Source organism: Plantibacter sp. ME-Dv--P-095 (genome assembly GCF_030209365.1).
Classification (GTDB): Bacteria; Actinomycetota; Actinomycetes; order Actinomycetales; family Microbacteriaceae; genus Plantibacter.
Map to the genome: position 1 here is coordinate 97,993 of NZ_JARVSB010000010.1, position 17,834 is coordinate 115,826.

General features: G+C 67.3%; 15 protein-coding genes and 1 pseudogene. 5 read left to right on the forward strand and 11 right to left on the reverse strand.

Annotation, left to right across the window (positions count from 1 at the left end; translation table 11 throughout):
- Positions 1-73: 73 nt before the first annotated feature.
- The 7 genes from QRN26_RS15330 to QRN26_RS15360 all read right to left on the reverse strand — a co-directional run bounded on the left by QRN26_RS15330 (position 74) and on the right by QRN26_RS15360 (position 7,884).
- A complete protein-coding gene (locus QRN26_RS15330) occupies positions 74-1,144 on the reverse strand; it encodes a glycosyltransferase (protein ID WP_285037433.1) in 1,071 nt (356 codons plus the stop codon).
- Positions 1,141-2,094 (reverse strand): glycosyltransferase family 4 protein, encoded by a 954-nt coding sequence (locus tag QRN26_RS15335; protein WP_285037434.1) that lies wholly within the window; start codon positions 2,092-2,094, stop codon positions 1,141-1,143. The genes QRN26_RS15330 and QRN26_RS15335 overlap by 4 nt, the downstream gene beginning before the upstream one ends.
- Positions 2,091-3,236 carry a glycosyltransferase gene (locus tag QRN26_RS15340; protein ID WP_285037435.1) on the reverse strand — a complete coding sequence of 382 codons (1,146 nt, stop codon included), beginning with the start codon at positions 3,234-3,236 and terminating at the stop codon, positions 2,091-2,093. Before QRN26_RS15340 ends, QRN26_RS15335 begins: the two co-directional genes overlap by 4 nt.
- A complete protein-coding gene (locus QRN26_RS15345) occupies positions 3,236-4,744 on the reverse strand; it encodes a sugar transferase (protein ID WP_285037436.1) in 1,509 nt (502 codons plus the stop codon). Before QRN26_RS15345 ends, QRN26_RS15340 begins: the two co-directional genes overlap by 1 nt.
- 178 nt (positions 4,745-4,922) lie before the next feature.
- Positions 4,923-5,822: a hypothetical protein gene (locus tag QRN26_RS15350; RefSeq protein ID WP_285037437.1), complete on the reverse strand. Its 900-nt coding sequence runs from the start codon at positions 5,820-5,822 to the stop codon at positions 4,923-4,925.
- An 80-nt stretch (positions 5,823-5,902) separates the two neighbouring features.
- Positions 5,903-6,505, reverse strand: coding sequence for an arsenate reductase/protein-tyrosine-phosphatase family protein (locus tag QRN26_RS15355; RefSeq protein ID WP_285037438.1), 603 nt, complete (start codon positions 6,503-6,505; stop codon positions 5,903-5,905).
- Complete coding sequence (locus QRN26_RS15360; RefSeq protein WP_285037439.1) at positions 6,502-7,884, reverse strand: tyrosine-protein kinase domain-containing protein; 1,383 nt, start codon at positions 7,882-7,884, stop codon at positions 6,502-6,504. Before QRN26_RS15360 ends, QRN26_RS15355 begins: the two co-directional genes overlap by 4 nt.
- Before the next feature lie 241 nt (positions 7,885-8,125).
- On the opposite strand from QRN26_RS15360, the gene QRN26_RS15365 reads away from it, so the two are divergent.
- The 4 genes and pseudogenes from QRN26_RS15365 to QRN26_RS18930 all read left to right on the forward strand — a co-directional run bounded on the left by QRN26_RS15365 (position 8,126) and on the right by QRN26_RS18930 (position 12,748).
- Complete coding sequence (locus QRN26_RS15365) at positions 8,126-8,785, forward strand: CPBP family intramembrane glutamic endopeptidase (RefSeq protein WP_285037440.1); 660 nt, start codon at positions 8,126-8,128, stop codon at positions 8,783-8,785.
- 176 nt (positions 8,786-8,961) lie between these two features.
- Positions 8,962-10,686 (forward strand): DUF4012 domain-containing protein, encoded by a 1,725-nt coding sequence (locus QRN26_RS15370; RefSeq protein WP_285037441.1) that lies wholly within the window; start codon positions 8,962-8,964, stop codon positions 10,684-10,686.
- A gap of 145 nt (positions 10,687-10,831) precedes the next feature.
- Positions 10,832-11,380 carry a hypothetical protein gene (locus QRN26_RS15375; RefSeq protein ID WP_056014399.1) on the forward strand — a complete coding sequence of 183 codons (549 nt, stop codon included), beginning with the start codon at positions 10,832-10,834 and terminating at the stop codon, positions 11,378-11,380.
- Between the two features lie 210 nt (positions 11,381-11,590).
- Positions 11,591-12,748: pseudogene (locus QRN26_RS18930) on the forward strand (acyltransferase family protein).
- Between the two features lie 137 nt (positions 12,749-12,885).
- On the opposite strand, the gene QRN26_RS15390 reads toward QRN26_RS18930, so the two are convergent.
- The 3 genes from QRN26_RS15390 to QRN26_RS15400 are packed head-to-tail and all read right to left on the reverse strand — an operon-like array spanning position 12,886 to position 16,300.
- Positions 12,886-14,382 carry a lipopolysaccharide biosynthesis protein gene (locus tag QRN26_RS15390; RefSeq protein ID WP_285037444.1) on the reverse strand — a complete coding sequence of 499 codons (1,497 nt, stop codon included), beginning with the start codon at positions 14,380-14,382 and terminating at the stop codon, positions 12,886-12,888.
- The gene (locus tag QRN26_RS15395; protein WP_285037445.1) at positions 14,379-15,248 is read right to left on the reverse strand and encodes a glycosyltransferase family A protein; all 870 of its coding nucleotides are present in this window, start codon (positions 15,246-15,248) and stop codon (positions 14,379-14,381) included. Before QRN26_RS15395 ends, QRN26_RS15390 begins: the two co-directional genes overlap by 4 nt.
- Positions 15,248-16,300, reverse strand: a complete 1,053-nt coding sequence (locus QRN26_RS15400; RefSeq protein ID WP_285037446.1) for a polysaccharide pyruvyl transferase family protein — start codon at positions 16,298-16,300, stop codon at positions 15,248-15,250. Before QRN26_RS15400 ends, QRN26_RS15395 begins: the two co-directional genes overlap by 1 nt.
- Positions 16,301-16,700: 400 nt before the next feature.
- Here QRN26_RS15400 and QRN26_RS15405 point away from each other — a divergent pair, with 400 nt between their 5' ends.
- The gene (locus QRN26_RS15405) at positions 16,701-17,552 is read left to right on the forward strand and encodes an O-fucosyltransferase family protein (protein ID WP_285037447.1); all 852 of its coding nucleotides are present in this window, start codon (positions 16,701-16,703) and stop codon (positions 17,550-17,552) included.
- A gap of 17 nt (positions 17,553-17,569) precedes the next feature.
- Here the strand turns inward: QRN26_RS15405 and QRN26_RS15410 are convergent, their stop codons facing one another.
- Entirely contained in the window at positions 17,570-17,749 is a 180-nt protein-coding gene (locus QRN26_RS15410; protein ID WP_285037448.1) for a hypothetical protein, read from the reverse strand.
- Between the last annotated feature and the right edge of the window lie 85 nt (positions 17,750-17,834).

A 17,834-nucleotide genomic window follows, 5' to 3' on the forward strand; every position in this document is an offset into this window, starting at 1 on the left:
GGCGTCCCCGGCAACGCTACTGCACGGTCGTTGGACGCGCGGCCGGGGGCCGAGGTGCGAGGTAGTGTCGCGGTCATCGATTCCCTCCCGCGGTGAACTCGATCAGTTCGCGCGCCTTGCCGGCCCAGCCGGCCGCAGCAGCCGCGGCCATACCGTCGGTGTTCGGGCTGGAGGAACCGGTAGCTGCAAGCAGCGCTTCGGCCGCGGTTCGCGCGTGGCCATAGGAGATGATGCCGGTCCCGGGTTCGTCGACCAGGACGTCTGTCGCGCGCGTCACCACGGTCAGACCCGATGCCAGGTATTCGTAGAGCTTCATGGGGCTCCTCCCACGGTTCACGGGGGCGTCGGACAGCGGCAGGAGCCCCACACGAGCGCGCCGGAGAATCGCCGGGATGTCGTCATAGCTGATCGCACCGTGCAGGACGATGTTCTCGGGCAGGCGCTCCTCAGGAGATCGTCCAGGCCCGAAGACGTCGAAGGTCCAGCTCGGTGTCTCGACCGCCATCTCCCGGACGGCGTTCCAATCGAACCGGTCGTCGAGTGCACCGATGTAGACCGCGCGGTCCTGGCGGGGAACCTCGTCGAGCGCTGCGAACCGGTCGAGTTCCACGCCGTTCGGCAGCACCAGCGAGGGGGTGGCGGTCGGAACGTCGAGCGCCATGAGGACGGCGCCGGACGTCGCGACGACCCGGTCGGCGGCGAGGACGGCCGCGCGTTGGAATCGTGCTTTGACACCGCTCTCGTAGAGATCGGTCGGGCGGTAGACGACCGTCGTCACCAGGCGCCTGAGCTCCCTCGACCAGAGGGTGGGCTGGTCGACGAACGCGAGGTCGATCCGGGAGGTGCCGAAGGCCTTCGTGAAGATCGGCGAGAACGAGAGCGGTGCGACACCAGCGGGGGCGAGCGTCCGCGGAACCAGGTGCATGACGCCATCCGCGTCCGTCGTGATTCCGCGACGCGAGGCCTCGTCGCGCGTCGCTTCCCCTCGCTTGAGGACTCGGTGGGCGAGGGACACCGGCGTGGAGAGGTGCAGGACCCGGTGACCGAGCCGGGACAGCTCCCGGGCCAGGTGGTGGCTGCCGACTCGGAATGCTCCCGAGGCGTCGGTGTGACTGACGAACGCGATGGTCAGGGGCTTCGTCATGACTGTTCCTTCAGCGTCCGGGACACGAGCTCGGCCGTGCGGTCCCAGCTATAGGTAGCGGCGAGAGGAACCGCGCTGGGCCGTTCGGACAGGGCGCGCTCCATCGCTGCGGCCCACGCGACGTCGTCGTGTGCGTCACCGACCGGGAACCCCTGCCCGCTCGAGATCTCGGCGATCGACGCGCAGCCTTCCCAGAAGATCACCGGTGTGCCGCACGCGATGCTCTCGACCGCGGGGAGTCCGAACCCTTCGACGAGCGACGGGAAGACGGTCGCAACGGCGCCACGGTACAGCTCGGCGAGTTCCGGGTCCGACAGCCCGCTGCGCACCTCGATCCGGTCGGCGACGCCGAGCTCGGTCGCGCGACGCACCGCACCCTCGCGGTCGTTCATGACCACGACGAGTCTCGCGTCGGGAACGCGCGCCAGGGCCCGGAACACCACATCGACGTTCTTGTGCGCTCGCAGGTTCCCGACGTAGAGGAAGTAGGGGGCGCCGTGGGCTGCTGCCGGTGCGTCTCCTGGGTGGAATGCCTCGGACAAGCCGTTGCCGGCGTTCACGACACGGACGCGGTCGTCGTCCACCCACTCCTCGATCGCGCGCTTCGACGTCTCGGAGACGGTGAGCACCAGGCGGTTGCGGCGGATGATCGGCCGCAGGACGGTCGAGTAGTGCGCGAGGTAGACGGCACGGCGACCGGTGGTCGGGTGCAGGTGGATGAGGTCGTGCACCGTGACCACCTGCGGCGAACGCGCGAGGAATCCGTTGTAGCCGGGGGAGTAGATGGTCTCACCGGCCGGCGTGCGGCGCACCCGCAGGAAGTCCTGGGGGTCCGACGGCTTGCCGCCCACCACGAGCGCCGACCACTCGACGCTCAGCCGTGGGAGTACTTCGGACGCATAGCGACCGATGCCGTGGACGCCGCTCCACCTGGTGTCGGCGAGGATCATGAGGCGACGGTCCGATCGGTACCACTGGCGGAGACGGGATGTCCGACCCAGTTCGTGAGCTTGGTGGCGAAGGCGGCCGATCCGAAGAGGGCGTTTACCCGGTCCTGCGCGGGTGCCATGTCGACGAGCAGTGCACGCTCGACGGCCTCGCGGAGCGTCGCATCGTCGAGCGCATCGACGACCACCCCGCCGTCGATGGCGAGCACGCTCTCGGAAGCCCCGCCCTCGGACAGCACGAGCGCCGGGGTGCCGAGCGCCATCGCCTCGACCGGCATGATGCCGAAGTCCTCGATCGCCGCGAACACGAGGAGGGAAGCGGCCTCGTACAGTGCGAAGAGGAGCTCGTCACTCGGCCTCGTCATGATGATGACGGGCACCGAGGCGGCGTCTGCGAGGGCCTGCAACTCGGCGTGCTGCGGGCCGGCGCCCGCCAGGACGACCGGCAGCCCGGCCAGTTCCCCGGCTCGGATCGCGACGTCGAGACGCTTGTAGTCGACGAATCGCGAGGCGCCGAGGACGTAGTCCGTCGGGAGCGTCGAGAACAGGTAGGCGTCCGCGGTGCTCAACCGATCGGCCCACGAGGGGACGCTCTGCAGGTACTCGACGCGGACAGGCGGGTGGATGACCTCGGCCTCGACCCCCCAAGACCGTTCCATCCGCTGCCGGATGTAGTCGCTGTTCGCGGCGAAGGTCGCCCCGTCCTGCGCGCGCTTGCGATCGACCCGACGCAGCGCCGGTGCGAGGGCGCGAGCGGCGAGGTTCCCACCACGGACGTCGAGTTCCGGCGCCCAGAGGTAGCGGGCCGGCGTGTGCACGTAGACGAAGCGCTCGGGGCCGTCGACGGGCTGTCGTCCTCCGGCATGATGCGCGAAGGCGTGCGAACTGATGAGGACGAAGTCGGCGTCCGAGACGTCGGTCCGAGCCCAGGTGAGGGGCATGAACGGCAAGGCTGCCGCTTTGCTCTTGCGGAGCGGGGTGCGTGCAAGCCAGGACTCGCTCACCGTGTGGCCGGGGAAGCGGTCCGGCGCGTTGCTCCAGAGGCAGTGGATGTCGGCGTCGGGATAGGCGGCGGCCATCGCGTCGACGACGTTCTCGGAGCCACCGTGGCGTTCGATCCACTCGTGGACGATGAGACCCGCCATCAGTGGGCTTCCTTGCCGGGCGCGACGACCGCCCGGATCGTGCGCCACAGGATGATGACGTCGCCCGTGAGGGACCAGTTCTCGACGTAGTACAGGTCGAGACGGATCGCGTCCTCCCAGCTGAGCGCGGAACGGCCGCTGACCTGCCAGAGGCCGGTCATGCCGGGTTGCACGATGAGGCGACGCTTGGCCGCCGAGTCGTAGAGCGCGACCTCGCCCTCACGCTGCGGGCGCGGGCCGACGAGGCTCATGTCGCCCCGGAACACGTTGATGAGCTGCGGGAACTCGTCGAGCGAGAACTTCCGGAGCGTCGCGCCCACCCGCGTGAGGCGGGGGTCGTTCTGCACCTTGAAGAGCGGGCGGTCGCTGGTGCCCTGCTGCTCGAGGAGCGCGGCGAGCTCGGCGTCGGCGTTCACCCGCATGGAGCGGAACTTGAGCATGTGGAACGGCTCGCCGTTCAGGCCGATCCGCTCCTGCCGGTAGAGGACCGGACCGGGGCTGGTGAACTTCACGAGGAGGGCGACCACCAGCAGGATGGGCGAGGCCACGAGGAGGATCGCACCGGAACCGAGGATGTCGAACGCACGCTTCGAGAACCGCTTCCGGCCCTCGTATCGCGGGGTCTCCACGTGGATGAGCGGCAGCCCGGCGACCGGTCGCGTGTGGATGCGTGGGCCACCGACGTCGGTCAGGCTCGGCGCGACGATGAGGTGCTGGCGTCCGGGCTCGAGGCTCCAGCTCAATTCGCGCACGCGCACCGGCGTCAGTTCGTCGGAGCTGGTGATGATGACCGTGTCCGCGCGCGTCACCGCGATCGCCTCGAGGACGGTGTCCACCGTGCCGGACACGGGGATGCCCGTGTCGCCGAGGGTTCCACCGATCTTGCCCGTCGGTACACACGCGCCGACCACCCGGTAGCCAGCATCGGTGTTGCGGGTCAGTTCCTTGGCGATGTGCTCGGCGGACTCGGCCGAGCCGACGAGGAGGACGAGGGATGCGTAGCGCCCGTGCGCGCGCTGCACCGACAGCCACTGCCGCCACATCCACCGCGAGAGGAGGAGGACGAGGATGCCGAGGGGGAAGGCGAGCAGGAAGTAGCCGCGAGCCAGGTCGAGCTTCACGAGGAAGGCGATGATCGCGATGATGCCGAACAGGCGGATGCTCGCATCAGCGATCAGCCGGTACTCCGCGTTGCCACTGCCGACCACCCGGTACTCGCGGGTGCCGAAGATGCGGAGGGTGACGAGCCAGGCGATGATGAGCGTGATCGAGATGGCCGTGTAATTGACGACCACCCGTGTCATGTCGAAGCCGACCGACGTCGTCTCCTGGTCGAAGTCGAACCAGAAGAGCTGGGTGCCGAACACGATCCAGATCAGGACGATCGCGTCGGTGACGGCGAGTCGGCGCGCGTAGACGCGGCGCCAATCGCGCGCGACAGGGCGAGCTGGGTCGGGGGCAGTGCTCGCAGGCGTCGTTGGCAGCGGCACGGAAGGCTGCGACAACATGCGGTCTCCGTGGTGGGACACGTAATTACTACGGGTGACGTGGGAAGAGCTTCGTGGTTCGATACGCGGATGTATCCATCCTGTTGCCGAGGATAGCGGTCGAGGTAGCCGACATCTGTCCTCCTTTTAGCGATTGGCCCCCAGCCGGGGTTCCTGAGCTACAACTGTAGGGAAAACCCTAACCCCAGGTGACGCCGCCGTCGGTCGATCGAAGCACGGTGTCGCCGACCCACAGCCAGGCCCCGGTGCCCGCGATCGCGAGGGCAGCAGGAGCGGTGACGTCCGCTCCCTCGGCACAACCGACCAGCGAGGCATTCTCGAACGGAGCGGGGGCACCGTTCGTCACGAGGGCACCCAGACCGTTGCAGCCCGGCACGCCACGCGCGACGAACATGAGGCGCTCGCCGTCGGTTGCCAGTCCGTGCACACCGGCGTACGGGGACGCGCCCCACGAGCCGGTGGCGGGATTCCACTCAGCCAGGACGGCTGCGCAGGCGGCGACCGTCCGCGTCGCCGTCGCGTCGATGACGTCGACGGATGGGCAGGGGAGCCCGACGCCCTGGCCCGCCACGACGACGGAGGTCTCGTCAGAAGTCAGGTAGCCGACCTCGGCCGCCAGCGCGGTGTCCGGCGCCCAGGAGTCACCGGCATCGGCGGAGGAGAAGCCCCCGACGGCGCAGGCGTCGCCCGTGGCACCGATGATCTCGAGTTCACCCTCGTCGCCGGTCGTCAGGGTGAGGACCTGCCGGAGGTCGAAGGTGCTCGTCGCCAGCGGCGCCCACGTCACGCCGGCGTCGACGCTCCGCTCGACGACCGCGGGCGTTGATGCGCAGGCGCCGGCCGTTGCACGCCACAGCGTCTGACCGTCGACGGTCGTGATGAACCGCTTGCCATCCGCCGCCGGTTCAGCCGTCGGCTCGGCAGAAGCACCGGGTTCAGCCGGCTGCGGCGTGGTGTTGAAGGTGACGAGGGGGCGCGGTGTGCGTCCTGCTGTCGGGGCATCATTCGCCGAGAGGGCGAGTCCGACGAGGATCACGTCGACGATCAGGAACAAGGCCAGGCCCACGAGGATGAGCACCCGCTGGCTGGAACTCAGAGACTCACGCCAGCGGGAGGGGCCTTTCGCCGATCGGAAGGTCGAGCGCCCGCGTTTAGTGCTCACCGTCGATCGCCCGACTGCGCCAAGTGACGCGCGATGACGTCGATGAAGCCGCGGATCTGCTCGCCGACCCGCTCATACGTCTCGGTGCTGCGGCGATAGGGGTCTTCGATGTCGTCGGCGTCAGGGATCTCGGGCGGGGGCACGAGCCCGCGTTCGGCGGCCACTTCCGCCACGAGTGCCCACAGGTCCGTCGCCGGTTCCGTCTCGGCCACGAGGCGAGCGAACTGGGGCACGGTGAACGTGACCCGTGAGGCGCGGGGGAGCAGTCGGGCGACGTCGCTGCGGTGCGCTCTCGTCGCCGTGAGGATGAGATCGGCGTCGGCGACGATGTCGCGGTCCAGCTGGCGCGGGACGTGACCGCTCGGGTCTCCGCCGAAGCGGCGGGACTGCTCGGCGACCTCCGCCGGCATGACGAGCTCAGGCTCCATACCCGTTCCAGCGCTCGTCACGCGGATGAGGTGGCCGCCAGCGGTGACCCCTGCCTCGTCGAGTCGGGCGGTCAGGAGCTGAGCACCGAGCGCGGACCGGCAGATGTTGCCGGTGCAGACGAACAGGATCGAGAACGGACGCGTGTCCGTCGTCGTCGTGCCGTCGGTCACGCCTTCACATCCTCGGTGTAGCCGTAGCCGGCACCGTACCCGTAGCGCGCATAGCCATACGCGTCGGGCCCCTTGGTCGGCACCATGGTCATGACGAGACCGGCCACCGAGGCGTTGACGTGGACGAGGGACTCGAGGGCACCCTTGAGCTGGTTCTTGTGCGTCCGGCCGGCGGCGACGACGACGAGCGCGCCACCCGTGTGGCGGGCCAGGAGGGCGCCGTCGGTGACCGGGAGCAGCGGCGGTGCGTCGATGAGGACGTAGTCGAACTGTTTCTCGAGACCGGTGATGAGCTTCTGCATCACGCTCGAGCCGAGCAGCTCGCTCGGGTTCGGCGGGACCGCGCCCGCGGGGAGGACCGTGAGCGCGCCGCGGCCCCAGGGCTGCATGGTGTCCTCGAGCGTCGCCCGGCGGATGAGGACGTCGCTGAGCCCGACGGCACCCTCGAGGTCGAAGTACGACGCGAGCTTCGGGCGACGCATGTCGGCGTCGATGATGATCACGCGGTGACCGGCATCCGCCAGGGCGATCGCGAGGTTCGCGGCCGTCGTGCTCTTGCCCTCGCTCTGAATCGAGGAGGTGATGACGTAGCTGCGGGGCTGGTCGCTGACGTCGAGGAACTGGAGGTTGGTGCGCAGGCTCCGGAACGATTCCGCGCGTGGGCTCTTCGGGTCGGCCTGGACGATGAGCGGGCGCTGCTTCGCCTTCGGGTCGAAGGCGATGCCGCCCATGAGCGGGATGTCGGTCACCGACTCGACGTCGCGCTCGTTGCGGATGCGCGTGTCGAGGGTGGTGCGCAGGACTGCGAACGCGACCCCGAGTGCCACGCCGAGCAGCGTCCCCATGATCAGGTTGAGCGGTACGTTCGGGCTTCCAGGCTGGGTCGGGACGTTCGCTTCCTGCACCCGGGTGAGCTTGACCGGGCTGGAGGCGCCGTCCTCGGAGCTCTCGATCTTCGCCACGACACCGGTCAGGCTCTCTGCGGTGGTGTTCGCGAGTTCGGCGGCCAGGACGGGGTCGGCGTTCGACGCAGTGATCTCGATGATCGTCGTGTCGGCCGTCGAGGTGGCGCTCACCTGACCGGCCAACTGGCCGGCGGTCATGTTCAGCTCGAGCGCCGCGATGACGGGCTGCAGCACGATCGGCGTGCTCACCAGATTCACGTAGGTCTTGACCCGCTGTTGCGAGTAGGTGTTGCCCTGGCTCAATTCGGACAGGCTGTCCGTCGCCTGCGTCGAGACGAAGACCTTCGCCGATGAGCTGTACTCCGGCGTCCTCGACAGGGAGTAGAGCGCGGAGGCAGCCAACCCCGTCAGAGCGAGGGCAAGGATGAGGACCCAGTACTTGCGGAGGATACGGAGGTAGTCACTGAGCTCCACGCGGTGGCTTCCGATCGATCAGGAGGAGAGCGGTTCACCCTGCTGCCAAGGCGTGCCCCGAACAGGGCGTTGGGAGCCATGCTGCCATAAACCGACGCCTGTTCCCGAGCGGCCGTGTCATGAACATGGTCGATTGCCGTAGTTTGCTCTCGTGACGAACCCAGGTGAACCGACTCCGCACGATGATCAACACGTCGCTCGATCGCGCCTCATCATTGCGCTGTTCGGGTTCGCAGCGACGGTGGCGCTCATCGTAGCGTTCCCCGCCGGCGTCCGGATCGCCGGTCCGTTCTCCCCACTGAATGGGTACCTACTGGTCTGGTTGCCGCTCGTGGTGGCACTGCTCGTCGTCGCCCTGGTGCCCCGCTGGCGCGCGGCGGGGTCGTCAGCGGTGCGTTGGAGGATCCGACCCATCGACCTCTTGTGGGGTGCCGCCGCCGGATTCCTGCTCCGGATCGCCACGAGCTCCCTCGAGATCCTGTTCTACGGCGGGCTGCCGGCGACGGCCGGCGGTGCCGTCCCCCTGGGCACGGTCGATCAGGTGGTGTTCTTCGTCGTCGCCTTACTCGCCGTCGTCGCGCTCGCACCGGTCATCGAAGAGCTGTTCTTCCGAGGCCTCGTCCTGCCCTCCGTGATCGGAACCCTTCGCGGCGGCCGTTGGATCGCCGTCGTGATCAGCGCCGTGCTCTTCGCCGTCCTGCACCTGCTAGTCGTGACCACTTTGGCGCAGACAATCGTCGTCGGCGTAGGAACCCTGCTCGTCGGACTCGTCACGGGCAGCTTGGCGATCCTGACCGGTCGGCTCGGCCCGGCGGTCGTCGCGCACGTCGTTTTCAACACCTCGATCCTCGCTCTCGGCCTGACCGCCGTGACCGGCGGTACCGGCGTCGTGATTGAATAACCCCCATGCCGGCACCCGAACCCGACAATCGTCGTTCATCCTCCTCAAGCTCCTCCCGATCCTCGTCGCGGAGTCGCCGAAGCACGAATGCTCGTAAGCGTGCCCGCCGCCGGGAGAATGCAGACCCTGAGCGCCTCCGCGCCCGCCGCCGCCGGACGGCCCTCATCGTCTCGGGTGTGCTCGTGCTGCTCCTCGCCGTTGTCGCTTGGATCGGTGTTCGCGCGTTCCTCGCGAAGGGGGAGCTGGAGGCCGCAGTGCCCCTCGCCCAGCAGGTCCGGGAGCAGGTCCTCGCCGGAGACGCTCCTGCCGCCGGGAAGACCGCTCGAGAACTGGCCTCGCATGCACGTGAGGCTGCGGCGCTGACGAGCGACCCCATCTGGCGCGCTGCGGAGATCGTGCCCTGGATCGGTCCGAACCTCTCGGCCGTGCGCAACCTCGCCGGTGCGACCGATGAGGTCGCCGTCGGAGCCATCTCGCCGCTCGTCAACCTGTCCGGTTCCCTCCGCCCCGACCTCTTCAAGCCGGTCGACGGAGCGGTGCCGCTGCAGCCGATGATCGACGCGCAGCAGGACGTCCGTTCCGCCGACGACGCTCTGGAGGGCGCCGCCCAGCGCGTCCGCGGCATCGACCAGTCCTCCCTGATCAGCCAGGTGTCGGCCGCCGTCGACCAGCTCGGTCCGGTGCTCACGGAGACCGCGGACACCGTGGATGCAGCACGTCGCGCGATCGATCTCCTCCCGGCGATGCTCGGAGCCGATGGGCCGCGGAACTACCTGATCATGTTCCAGAACCCGGCCGAGCCACGCGCGAGCGGCGGCAACCCCGGTGCGCTCGCGCTCATCGGGACCGATGGAGGTCGGATCTCGCTCGTCCAGCAGGCGACCACCGCCGACTTCCCACGGTTCCCGGAGCCGGTCCTGCCGCTCCCAGTGGAGACCGCCGGCGTCTACGGCAACATCACCGGCCGATTCCTGCAGGACACGACGCTCACGCCGCGGTTCGACCTGTCCTCCGAGCTCGCATCGGAGATGTGGTTCCAGCGGTTCGGGACGCGGGTCGACGGGGTGCTCAGCATCGATCCCGTGGCGCTCGGCTACCTCCTGGCGGCAACCGGACCGATCGACCTCCCCTCGGGGGACCAGCTGACTGCCGAGAACGCCGCGGACCTGCTGCTGAACCAGGTCTACCAGCGCTATCCGGCAGGAGCGGAGCAGGACGCGTTCTTCGCTGCGGCATCGGCCGCCGTCTTCACCCGCATCTCCACGGGCAACTTCGACGCCACGAAGCTGGTCGAGGCACTCGCCAAGGCCGGCGACGAGCGCCGGGTGCTGGTCTGGAACGCCTCCGAGGAGGAGCAGACGCTCCTCGCCGGGACGAGCCTGACCGACATGCTCCCGACGAAGGAGCAGCAGGCGGACGCTTTCGGCGTGTACATCAACGACGCGACCGGCAGCAAGATGGGCTACTACCTCGACGTGCAGACGGAGAGCGGGATAGCACAATGCGGTTCCGGAGGACAGGTCCTCGGATTGCGTCTGAAATTTACGAACACGGCTCCAGCGGATGCTGCGACGTCATTGAGCGAGTACATCACCGGCGGCGGCAAGTACGGCGTCGTGCCGGGGAACTTCAACTTCAAGGTGGCACTGTACTCGCCGCCAGGGTCCTACACCGAAGGAATTCAGCGTGATGGCGCGGATCTTCCGGTGCAGCCGGCTGTCGACGGCGACTTCCCGTTGTCGCAGTTCCGCCTCGAATTGGCGCCCGGTGAGAGCACGACGATCGACCTCGCGGTCTCCACTTCCGGCGTGTCGAGGCAGCCATTTGTCGTCTCGACCCCCAAACTTCATCTTTCCGAAACACAACAACTGGCGCTTAGCTGCGAATTTGCCGTACAGTAATGCGTGTTGTCGGATTTGAACCGTTTTCGGGGGGCTTCGGATACGACGCAACACTCTTCGTCACGACGCGGCTGTTCGTGGCGGTAGCTACAGCTCTGTCAGTTACAGCACTGTCAACCGATCAGTCTCCAAGGGGAATCCACACATGCTCAAGAAAATCACCGCGGTCTTCGCGCTGGCCCTCGCTGGCCTCTTCATCGCTCCGGTCGCTGCGAACGCTTCGTACGTTCCCGGCGCCGACATCGTCGTGACCGGCGATGTCACGGCCGGCGGCACCTTCGTCGTCACCTTCACGGACGGCGCCTTCCAGCCGAACGAGGACGTCTCCCTCGCCCTGACCGGTGAGAACGCGACCGGCGCGACCCTCGCGGCCGTCGACACCAAGACGCTCGTCAAGACGGCTTCGGCCACCGGCTCGGTCTCGCTGACCGTCACCCTCCCGACCAACGCCACCGGCACCTACACGGTGACCGGCACCGGCCTCTCCTCGCAGATCATCGGCACCACGACCGTCACGGTCCGTGCGGTTGCCGGCGGCGGCGCTGGTGGCACCGGTGGTGGCGGCCTCGCCGACACCGGTTTCAACACCCCGGCCTTCCTCGTGTGGGGCGCTGCTGGTGCAGTCGTCCTCGGCGCAGCACTCATCGCGGTCCTCGTGATGATGCGTCGTCAGCGCGCGGGCCTCGCCGCGTAACACCCTTTCGGTCCTCGGGCCGAAACAGAACGGCCGGTGCAACTGCACCGGCCGTTCTTCGTTGTCTGGGACCCTGCCGACGGTGCAGCGGACGCGGAAACCGACGAGTTCGGCCTGGGCGCAGCAACCCTTCAGCGGCGTCCGCCGGACCACTCAACGGGGCCGGAAAAGAAAATCACCAGCGCTATCGGTGGCCCCTAAGCTGCAGCTGTGGACGAGGCGCGAGCGCGACCAAAGTTCGAGTTCGCCGACGGGCTACGAGCCGTGGCCGCGTTGGCTGTCGCGGTGTTGCACGCGACGACATTCACCGGGCATCTGGGAGACGCGGATGCAAACCTCCCCGTCATCGCACGCCTCACGGAGCTCGGGAACTACGCCGTCCCCGTCTTCACCACCCTGTCGGGCTACGTCCTGATGCTGCCGGTGGCGCGGACCACTAACTTCGAACTGCGTGGGGGCTTCTGGCGGTACCTGTGGCGACGCGCGAAGCGTATCCTCCCGCCCTACTACGCCTCCCTCGTCCTATTCCTGCTGTTGATCGCCACGGTGCCCGCGCTCCAGTCCGGGAACGACACCGCCTGGTTCAACAAGGTCCCCATCACTCTTGAGGGCGTCGTCTCACACTTCCTGCTGATCCACAACTGGAATGGTGCCTGGATCTATCAGATCAACGGCCCCGCCTGATCCGTCGCGACCGAGTGGCATGTCTACTTCATCATGCCGCTCGTCCTCCTCCCGATCTGCCGGTGGCTGAGCCCCTGGGTCATGGTCGTCGTCGCTCTGGCGGTGGGGCCGGTTGTCTCCTACGCCTTCCCGAACGCCGGATCCGGCAATTACTGGATGATCGGGCTGTTCGCGCTCGGCATGGCGGCGGCGCTCGTCACCGTCCGCGGCACCCGCATCCCCGCCCCGTGGTTCGGGTGGGGAGCGCTCGGGGTGGGGATTCTCGCTGCAGCGTGGATGATCTTCGTGACTCCACACACTCGGAACGAGCAGATCATCAGCGACACGCTCGCCGGTACCGCGATCGCCCTCGCGCTGGTGTCGATGGGACGTGCCGCCGTCGACGGACGTGTGAACCCGGAACGGCGTGTGTTGGAATGGCGTCCGCTCGTCTGGATCGGGCTGTGGTCGTACAGCATCTACCTCATTCACTCGCCGGTACTCGCGCTGGCGAACATCCTCCTCCTGCCGCTCGAGCTGCCGACCTTCGTGAACTGGCTGCTGCTCGTGCTCGTTGTGCTTCCGGTCGCCCTCTCGCTTGCGTACGGATTCTTCTGGCTCGTGGAGCGACACTTCATCACCAGCCACCAGAAGCGCGTCATCAATGAGCGCGCGGACCCCGATGCCTCCGGGGAGGTCGCATGAGGTCTGCAGCGCGCGTGGCTACCAAGACGGTCGGTCGCCCGTCGGCACTCCCAACGAACTGAGTATCGATGCAGATGTGGCTGTGATCGTACCGAAGGTTCGACCGGAGCGCGCCGGTCTGGCGGCGGCTTCGCGCGTCAGGCGGTCCGGCGGAATCGGCGTGTGATCCGGCGAAGGATCGGTCCGATGATCTGACGAAGGACCAGCCGGTTCTCGCTGCCGGCGAACCACCAGAGCAGGGCCGCGTACACGATCGACCCGAGGACCGCGAGCGGAACGGCGAAAGTCCAGAACGCGTGGTCGCCACGAGCCCAGGCCGTCTGCTGCAGGAGGGCGATACCGACGACGACGGGGACCATGGCACCCACGCTTCGGAACACCTGTGCAAGATACTTTCCGGCAGGGAGACCGATCAACCTGTGAAGGATGCGGATGCGCACGGGCCACGTGACGATCCTGGACCATCGCGACAGGGCGACTCCGACGATCCCGAACGGAAGCAGAGCGAAGACGAGCGCGACGCCGACGATGTTCTGCAGGACGGCGACCCACAGGGCCACGTCCGCTCTGCCGATCGACAGGAACGCGCTCCGATCGAAGTACATGACGGCGCCGAACGCCCAGCCGCACGCAAGGATCCAGATCAGCGGCGCCGTCTGGTCCCAGCCCGGCCCGAAGGCGAACGGCACGATCTGCACCGCGAACACGGCTACCAGTCCGAACAGGGGCACGCCGATGGCCGCGGAGGCGAACGTCATCTGGAGGAAGATGCGGTTCAAGCGTGGAAGATCGTCCTGCACCTTCGAGAACGTCGTCAGTGTCACCCGGGACATGACGGTGGTGACCAGTTCAATGAGGATCGTGCCGATGCGCTGAGCCAGGTAGTAGTAGCCGAGCACCTCGGTGCTGAAGAACGCACCGACGATGAGCTTGTCGATGTTCTGTTGCACGGCATCGAGGAGCCCGATGCCGATGATGCGCAGTCCCATGGACCACATGGAGCGCAGTGCGACGAACGAGAACTCGAAGCTCGGTCGCCACGCCGTCGCCGTCCAGAGGATGATCACCGAGGCCGTGCTCGTGACCAGTGTCTGGGTCACGAGGGCCCAGACGCCGCCTCCGGCGACGGCGACAAGGATCGCCGCCGTCGCACCGCAGAGCGCTCCGCCGACCTGGCGGACGGCGAGGGACTTGAACCCGAACGAGCGCTCCAGCAGCGCCGCGGGTACCTGGGCGAGTGACGACACCGGCAGGCTCAGGCCGAGCACGCGCAGGACGTCGACCAGTTGAGGTTCGCCGAACAGCGAGGCGAGGAGCGGAGCGGAGAAGAACAGCGCCGTGTACAGCAGCACACTGAGCGAAACCGACGTCCAGAACGCGGTGGACGCGTCCTTCGGTCCGAGATCCTTGCGTTGGACCAGGACGGTGACGAAGCCGGATTCGACGAACACCTGCAGGAGGGCGATGACGACGGTCGCCATGGAGACGAGACCGAAGTCCGAAGGTGACAGGAGCCGCGTCATGACGGCGATCACGACGAGGGTCAGGACGCGCGAGCTCCATCGTTCGAGAACGATCCAGCCGATCGACTGGGTCGCCTTCTTTCTGAGCCCGTCGCTCTCGCCGTCGGTCATCGCCGAGTGCGCCGGCGCAGCGGACGGATCGCCCGACGGAGCAGCGCGGAGAGATCGGTGGCGACAGCCGACGGGCCGAACGCGGACCACAGCGTGTTCAATGGTCCTCGCGAGGGGCGGATCCCGAAGTCGCGTTCCATGGCGGCCGAAAGCGGGCGAGCGACTCCTGCGAGCGACTTCCCGGAGTGGTTCTCCCCGGTGTCCACGTGGTAGACCGCGCCCCGGTACGGAAGTGTCCGCAAGGCATGGCCGTGTTCCCGGTACCAGCTCTCCGCATTCCGGTGGGCGCCCATGATCTCGTTCAGTCGTTCACCGTAGGCCTCCGCGACCGCTTCCTGTGAGGCACCTTTCGAGAGGTGCGTGGGCACCCCGTAGGCACCGATCGGGACGATGAAACACGTTCCGCAGGTTCGGTTGAAGTCGGCCTGCGGGACGTACACGTTTCGTGCCCGTGAATACATCCAGCCGTCGTGGATCACCCAACCACCGTGGTCGGGATTCGCCGACACCGTCGCGGCCAGATCGCGGTGGACGAAGTCGTCAGCGTCGAAGATCATCACGTGCGTAGGATCGTGCCGAGCGGCGGCGATGAGCCCGATACCGAGCTTCGTGCCCTTGTCCCAGACGAAGGGGGCCCGTGCGGTCTGCGCTCCGGTCGCCGGCGCCGGCGCCGGGAAGTCGACCTCGACGAACTCGGTGCGAGGCGGCAGCTCGAAGTCCGGTCGCCGATTGCCCACGATGATCACCACGTAGTCATCGGACGTCTGCTGCGTGACCGAGCGCAGCGTGTCCTCGAGCAGCCGCTCCACACGCCCGTAGTCGACCGAGTTCTGCGGGTGCCGCAGCGTCGTGATGAACGCGAGCATCAGTGCGCCGTCAGACTCTGGACAGTCGCCTTCGCGACTGCGGTGTCGGTCGCATAGTTCGCCGTTGAGAATCGACCGGTGTAATCGTCGAACACCGCTCCGATCTTCCGGTAGTTGTTATCCAACGCGACATGGTCGATACCCAACAGCAGCGCCAGGACATGCGCGTGGAGCCGGTCGACGACGACGATGTCCGCGGCGGCGTACCACCGCAGTGCTCCGGTGATGTTGATGACGTTCAGGGAGGTGATGAGACGCTGAACCGCCCACTGCGGCAACGTCGGCGTCCAGCCGAGACGCCGACGCACTCGGACGAGGAAGTGGTGGAGCTTCATCAGCCGTCGCGCAGTGCGATAGCGCACCGCGAGCCAGCCTTCACTGTGCCAGTCGGTGCTGGTGACTGACAGGCCGTCACCCCAGTCATCGCCGACGTCGTGCAGGCCCGACATGGCCTCCTTGTCACGCCGAGCGATGACGAGCACATCGGTGCCCCGGGCGCTGCGTTCCTGTGCCGGAGGATCGAATCCGAGCGCCATGTCCTGGCAGAACACCGGCTGCAAGGAGGGGAGCTGCTTGGCGGCGCGCTCCATCGAGAGGGAGTCGCGAAGCAGCAGCCGGAAATCCGGGTGCTTGCCGATGATCTCGTCGGCCTGCGCGGCGCGAGCCTCGGAGGCGAAGTAGATCGATTGCGACAGCTGCAAGACGCGGTAATCCGGCAGTTCCTTCACGATCCGCTCGCGATGGTTTTGATGCCCCATCCAAAGGTCGCCGAAGTTCCCGCCGCCGTGAAGGAGGACGACTCCTGAGGGCATCGCACGGCGGAGTGCCGCGGGATCGAAGGTGGCGATGTCGGCAATGTACCGGATGCGGAGTCCGAGACGGCGGAAGTAGGCGATTTCTCCCGCCCAGATCAATGAGTCTCCGACATTGGTCTGATTCGGGGCGTCGAGGAGGGCCACGTCCACCGTATCCCCGATCGCGTCTCGCAACGTGCGCTCGGTGGCCTCCCTGAGCGTGCGCAGGTACTCGGCATCAGAGTGGCTCAGTGGCACACAATCCTCGATTCGATGTCGGACACCCGCGCGCGCGACTGCAGCAGTCGATGAGCTAGTCCTCGAGTAGAGTCGCGAACGCTGCGATGCGGTTCTGTGAAGGACCATGCATGCCGCGTAGGCAAACCCCTCGTTCTCATCCTACTGACTACCCCACAATCGTCGAGTTCTCTTGCTCGTGCGAGCCGCAGTGGGTCACGAATCGCGCGCATCGGGACCGGACCTTGGGGGTATCGGCAGTGATAGCGTCACTCTCACACCGGCAGCCGGGTAGCAACTGCGTGTCAGTCGACGTCGACGTCTGTCTCGCTCGTCGGTCTGAACACCAGTCACGCCCGAACTCGAGCCCGGACCTTCGTCAACGGAGGAACCCGCTCGGCTGAACGAAAACGGTCTCTGCATGACACAGCTCAATGTCTGGTGCCTCAGCGGCCTCGGGAACAGGATGCGGTCGCTGCTCGGCGCGAAGGATCTCAGCGATCGGCACGGCTGGGAATTCTCCTACACCTGGGACGACCGGTCGGCTGGGCTCTCCGCTGAGCTGGACGAGCTGTGGCAGAACGAACTCGAGCGCACATCGCGAGCCACGGCGACGCTGTGGAGCTTGCCGTCGAGGGCATTCCTGTCGGGTGACCAACGGACGTGGCCCGCCGGTGCGGAAGGTCGGCGTCGGATCAATCTGAAGACGGGGGACTACATCGTCGACCGTGACGGCGAACGGCTCGATTGGGGCAATCAGCTCCGCGCACTCCGGCCCGCCGCTTCGGTGGCCCAGCGGATCGAGCAGGTGGGAGGCGAGCTCGGCCAGGGTGAATTCGTCGGGGTGATGATCCGGGCACACGAGGCGTCACACCCGAAGACGAAGGAATTCTCGCCGGTGTCCTGGTACGAGACGCGCATGCGGGAGCTTCTCGAACAACGACCCGATCTCCGGTTCTACATCTCATGTGATGTGCCGGAAGTCGCCGACGCCCTCGTGGCGCGGTTCCCTATGGCGGTCACGCAGCGCGACAAGGGCGGCTACAACACGACGACGGGGACGCAGGCGGCCGTCGCCGACATCTACCTGCTCGCCGCTTCCGGGGGCATCCTCCGGCCGTACTGGTCCAGCTTCACCACGATGTCGAGCGAACTCGCCGACCAAGCCCTTATCCTTGAGGACTCCCAGTCGGAAGTCGCCCTCAGCGAGCAGACACTCGTCCCGCGGGCCGTCGACCCGCTCCGCCCCTGGGAACGACCGACGGCCCGCTAGCGCTGCGTCCTTGCCACCTACGCGTCGTCGCTCGGGTGGTCGGGGTCCTCTTCCTGGTTGAAGTTCGAGGCGTCGGGGTCGTGGCCGACCGCGAGGCCGTCCTCGCTGTTGGGGATGGTCTGGTTCTCACCCAGGCCGTCCGGCTTCGGCGTGCCCTCGCTCGAGGTGTTGTCGGTGTCATTGGTGTGGTTCGTCATGGAGAGAGATTAAGAGGTACGGCTCCGGAGACGGGCAGGGTTGACAGGATGCGCGGGGCCCTTCGACAGGCTCAGGGACCGGGCG

Bases quoted from the DNA above. Each gene is read 5' to 3' on its own strand.
- QRN26_RS15330 (WP_285037433.1), bottom strand. From the start codon at position 1,144: ATGACGAAGCCCCTGACCATCGCGTTCGTCAGTCACACCGACGCCTCG.
- QRN26_RS15335 (WP_285037434.1), bottom strand. From the start codon at position 2,094: ATGATCCTCGCCGACACCAGGTGGAGCGGCGTCCACGGCATCGGTCGC.
- QRN26_RS15340 (WP_285037435.1), bottom strand. From the start codon at position 3,236: ATGGCGGGTCTCATCGTCCACGAGTGGATCGAACGCCACGGTGGCTCC.
- QRN26_RS15345 (WP_285037436.1), bottom strand. From the start codon at position 4,744: ATGTTGTCGCAGCCTTCCGTGCCGCTGCCAACGACGCCTGCGAGCACT.
- QRN26_RS15375 (WP_056014399.1), top strand. From the start codon at position 10,832: ATGCTCAAGAAAATCACCGCGGTCTTCGCGCTGGCCCTCGCTGGCCTC.
- QRN26_RS15390 (WP_285037444.1), bottom strand. From the start codon at position 14,382: ATGACCGACGGCGAGAGCGACGGGCTCAGAAAGAAGGCGACCCAGTCG.
- QRN26_RS15395 (WP_285037445.1), bottom strand. From the start codon at position 15,248: ATGCTCGCGTTCATCACGACGCTGCGGCACCCGCAGAACTCGGTCGAC.
- QRN26_RS15405 (WP_285037447.1), top strand. From the start codon at position 16,701: ATGACACAGCTCAATGTCTGGTGCCTCAGCGGCCTCGGGAACAGGATG.
- QRN26_RS15410 (WP_285037448.1), bottom strand. From the start codon at position 17,749: ATGACGAACCACACCAATGACACCGACAACACCTCGAGCGAGGGCACG.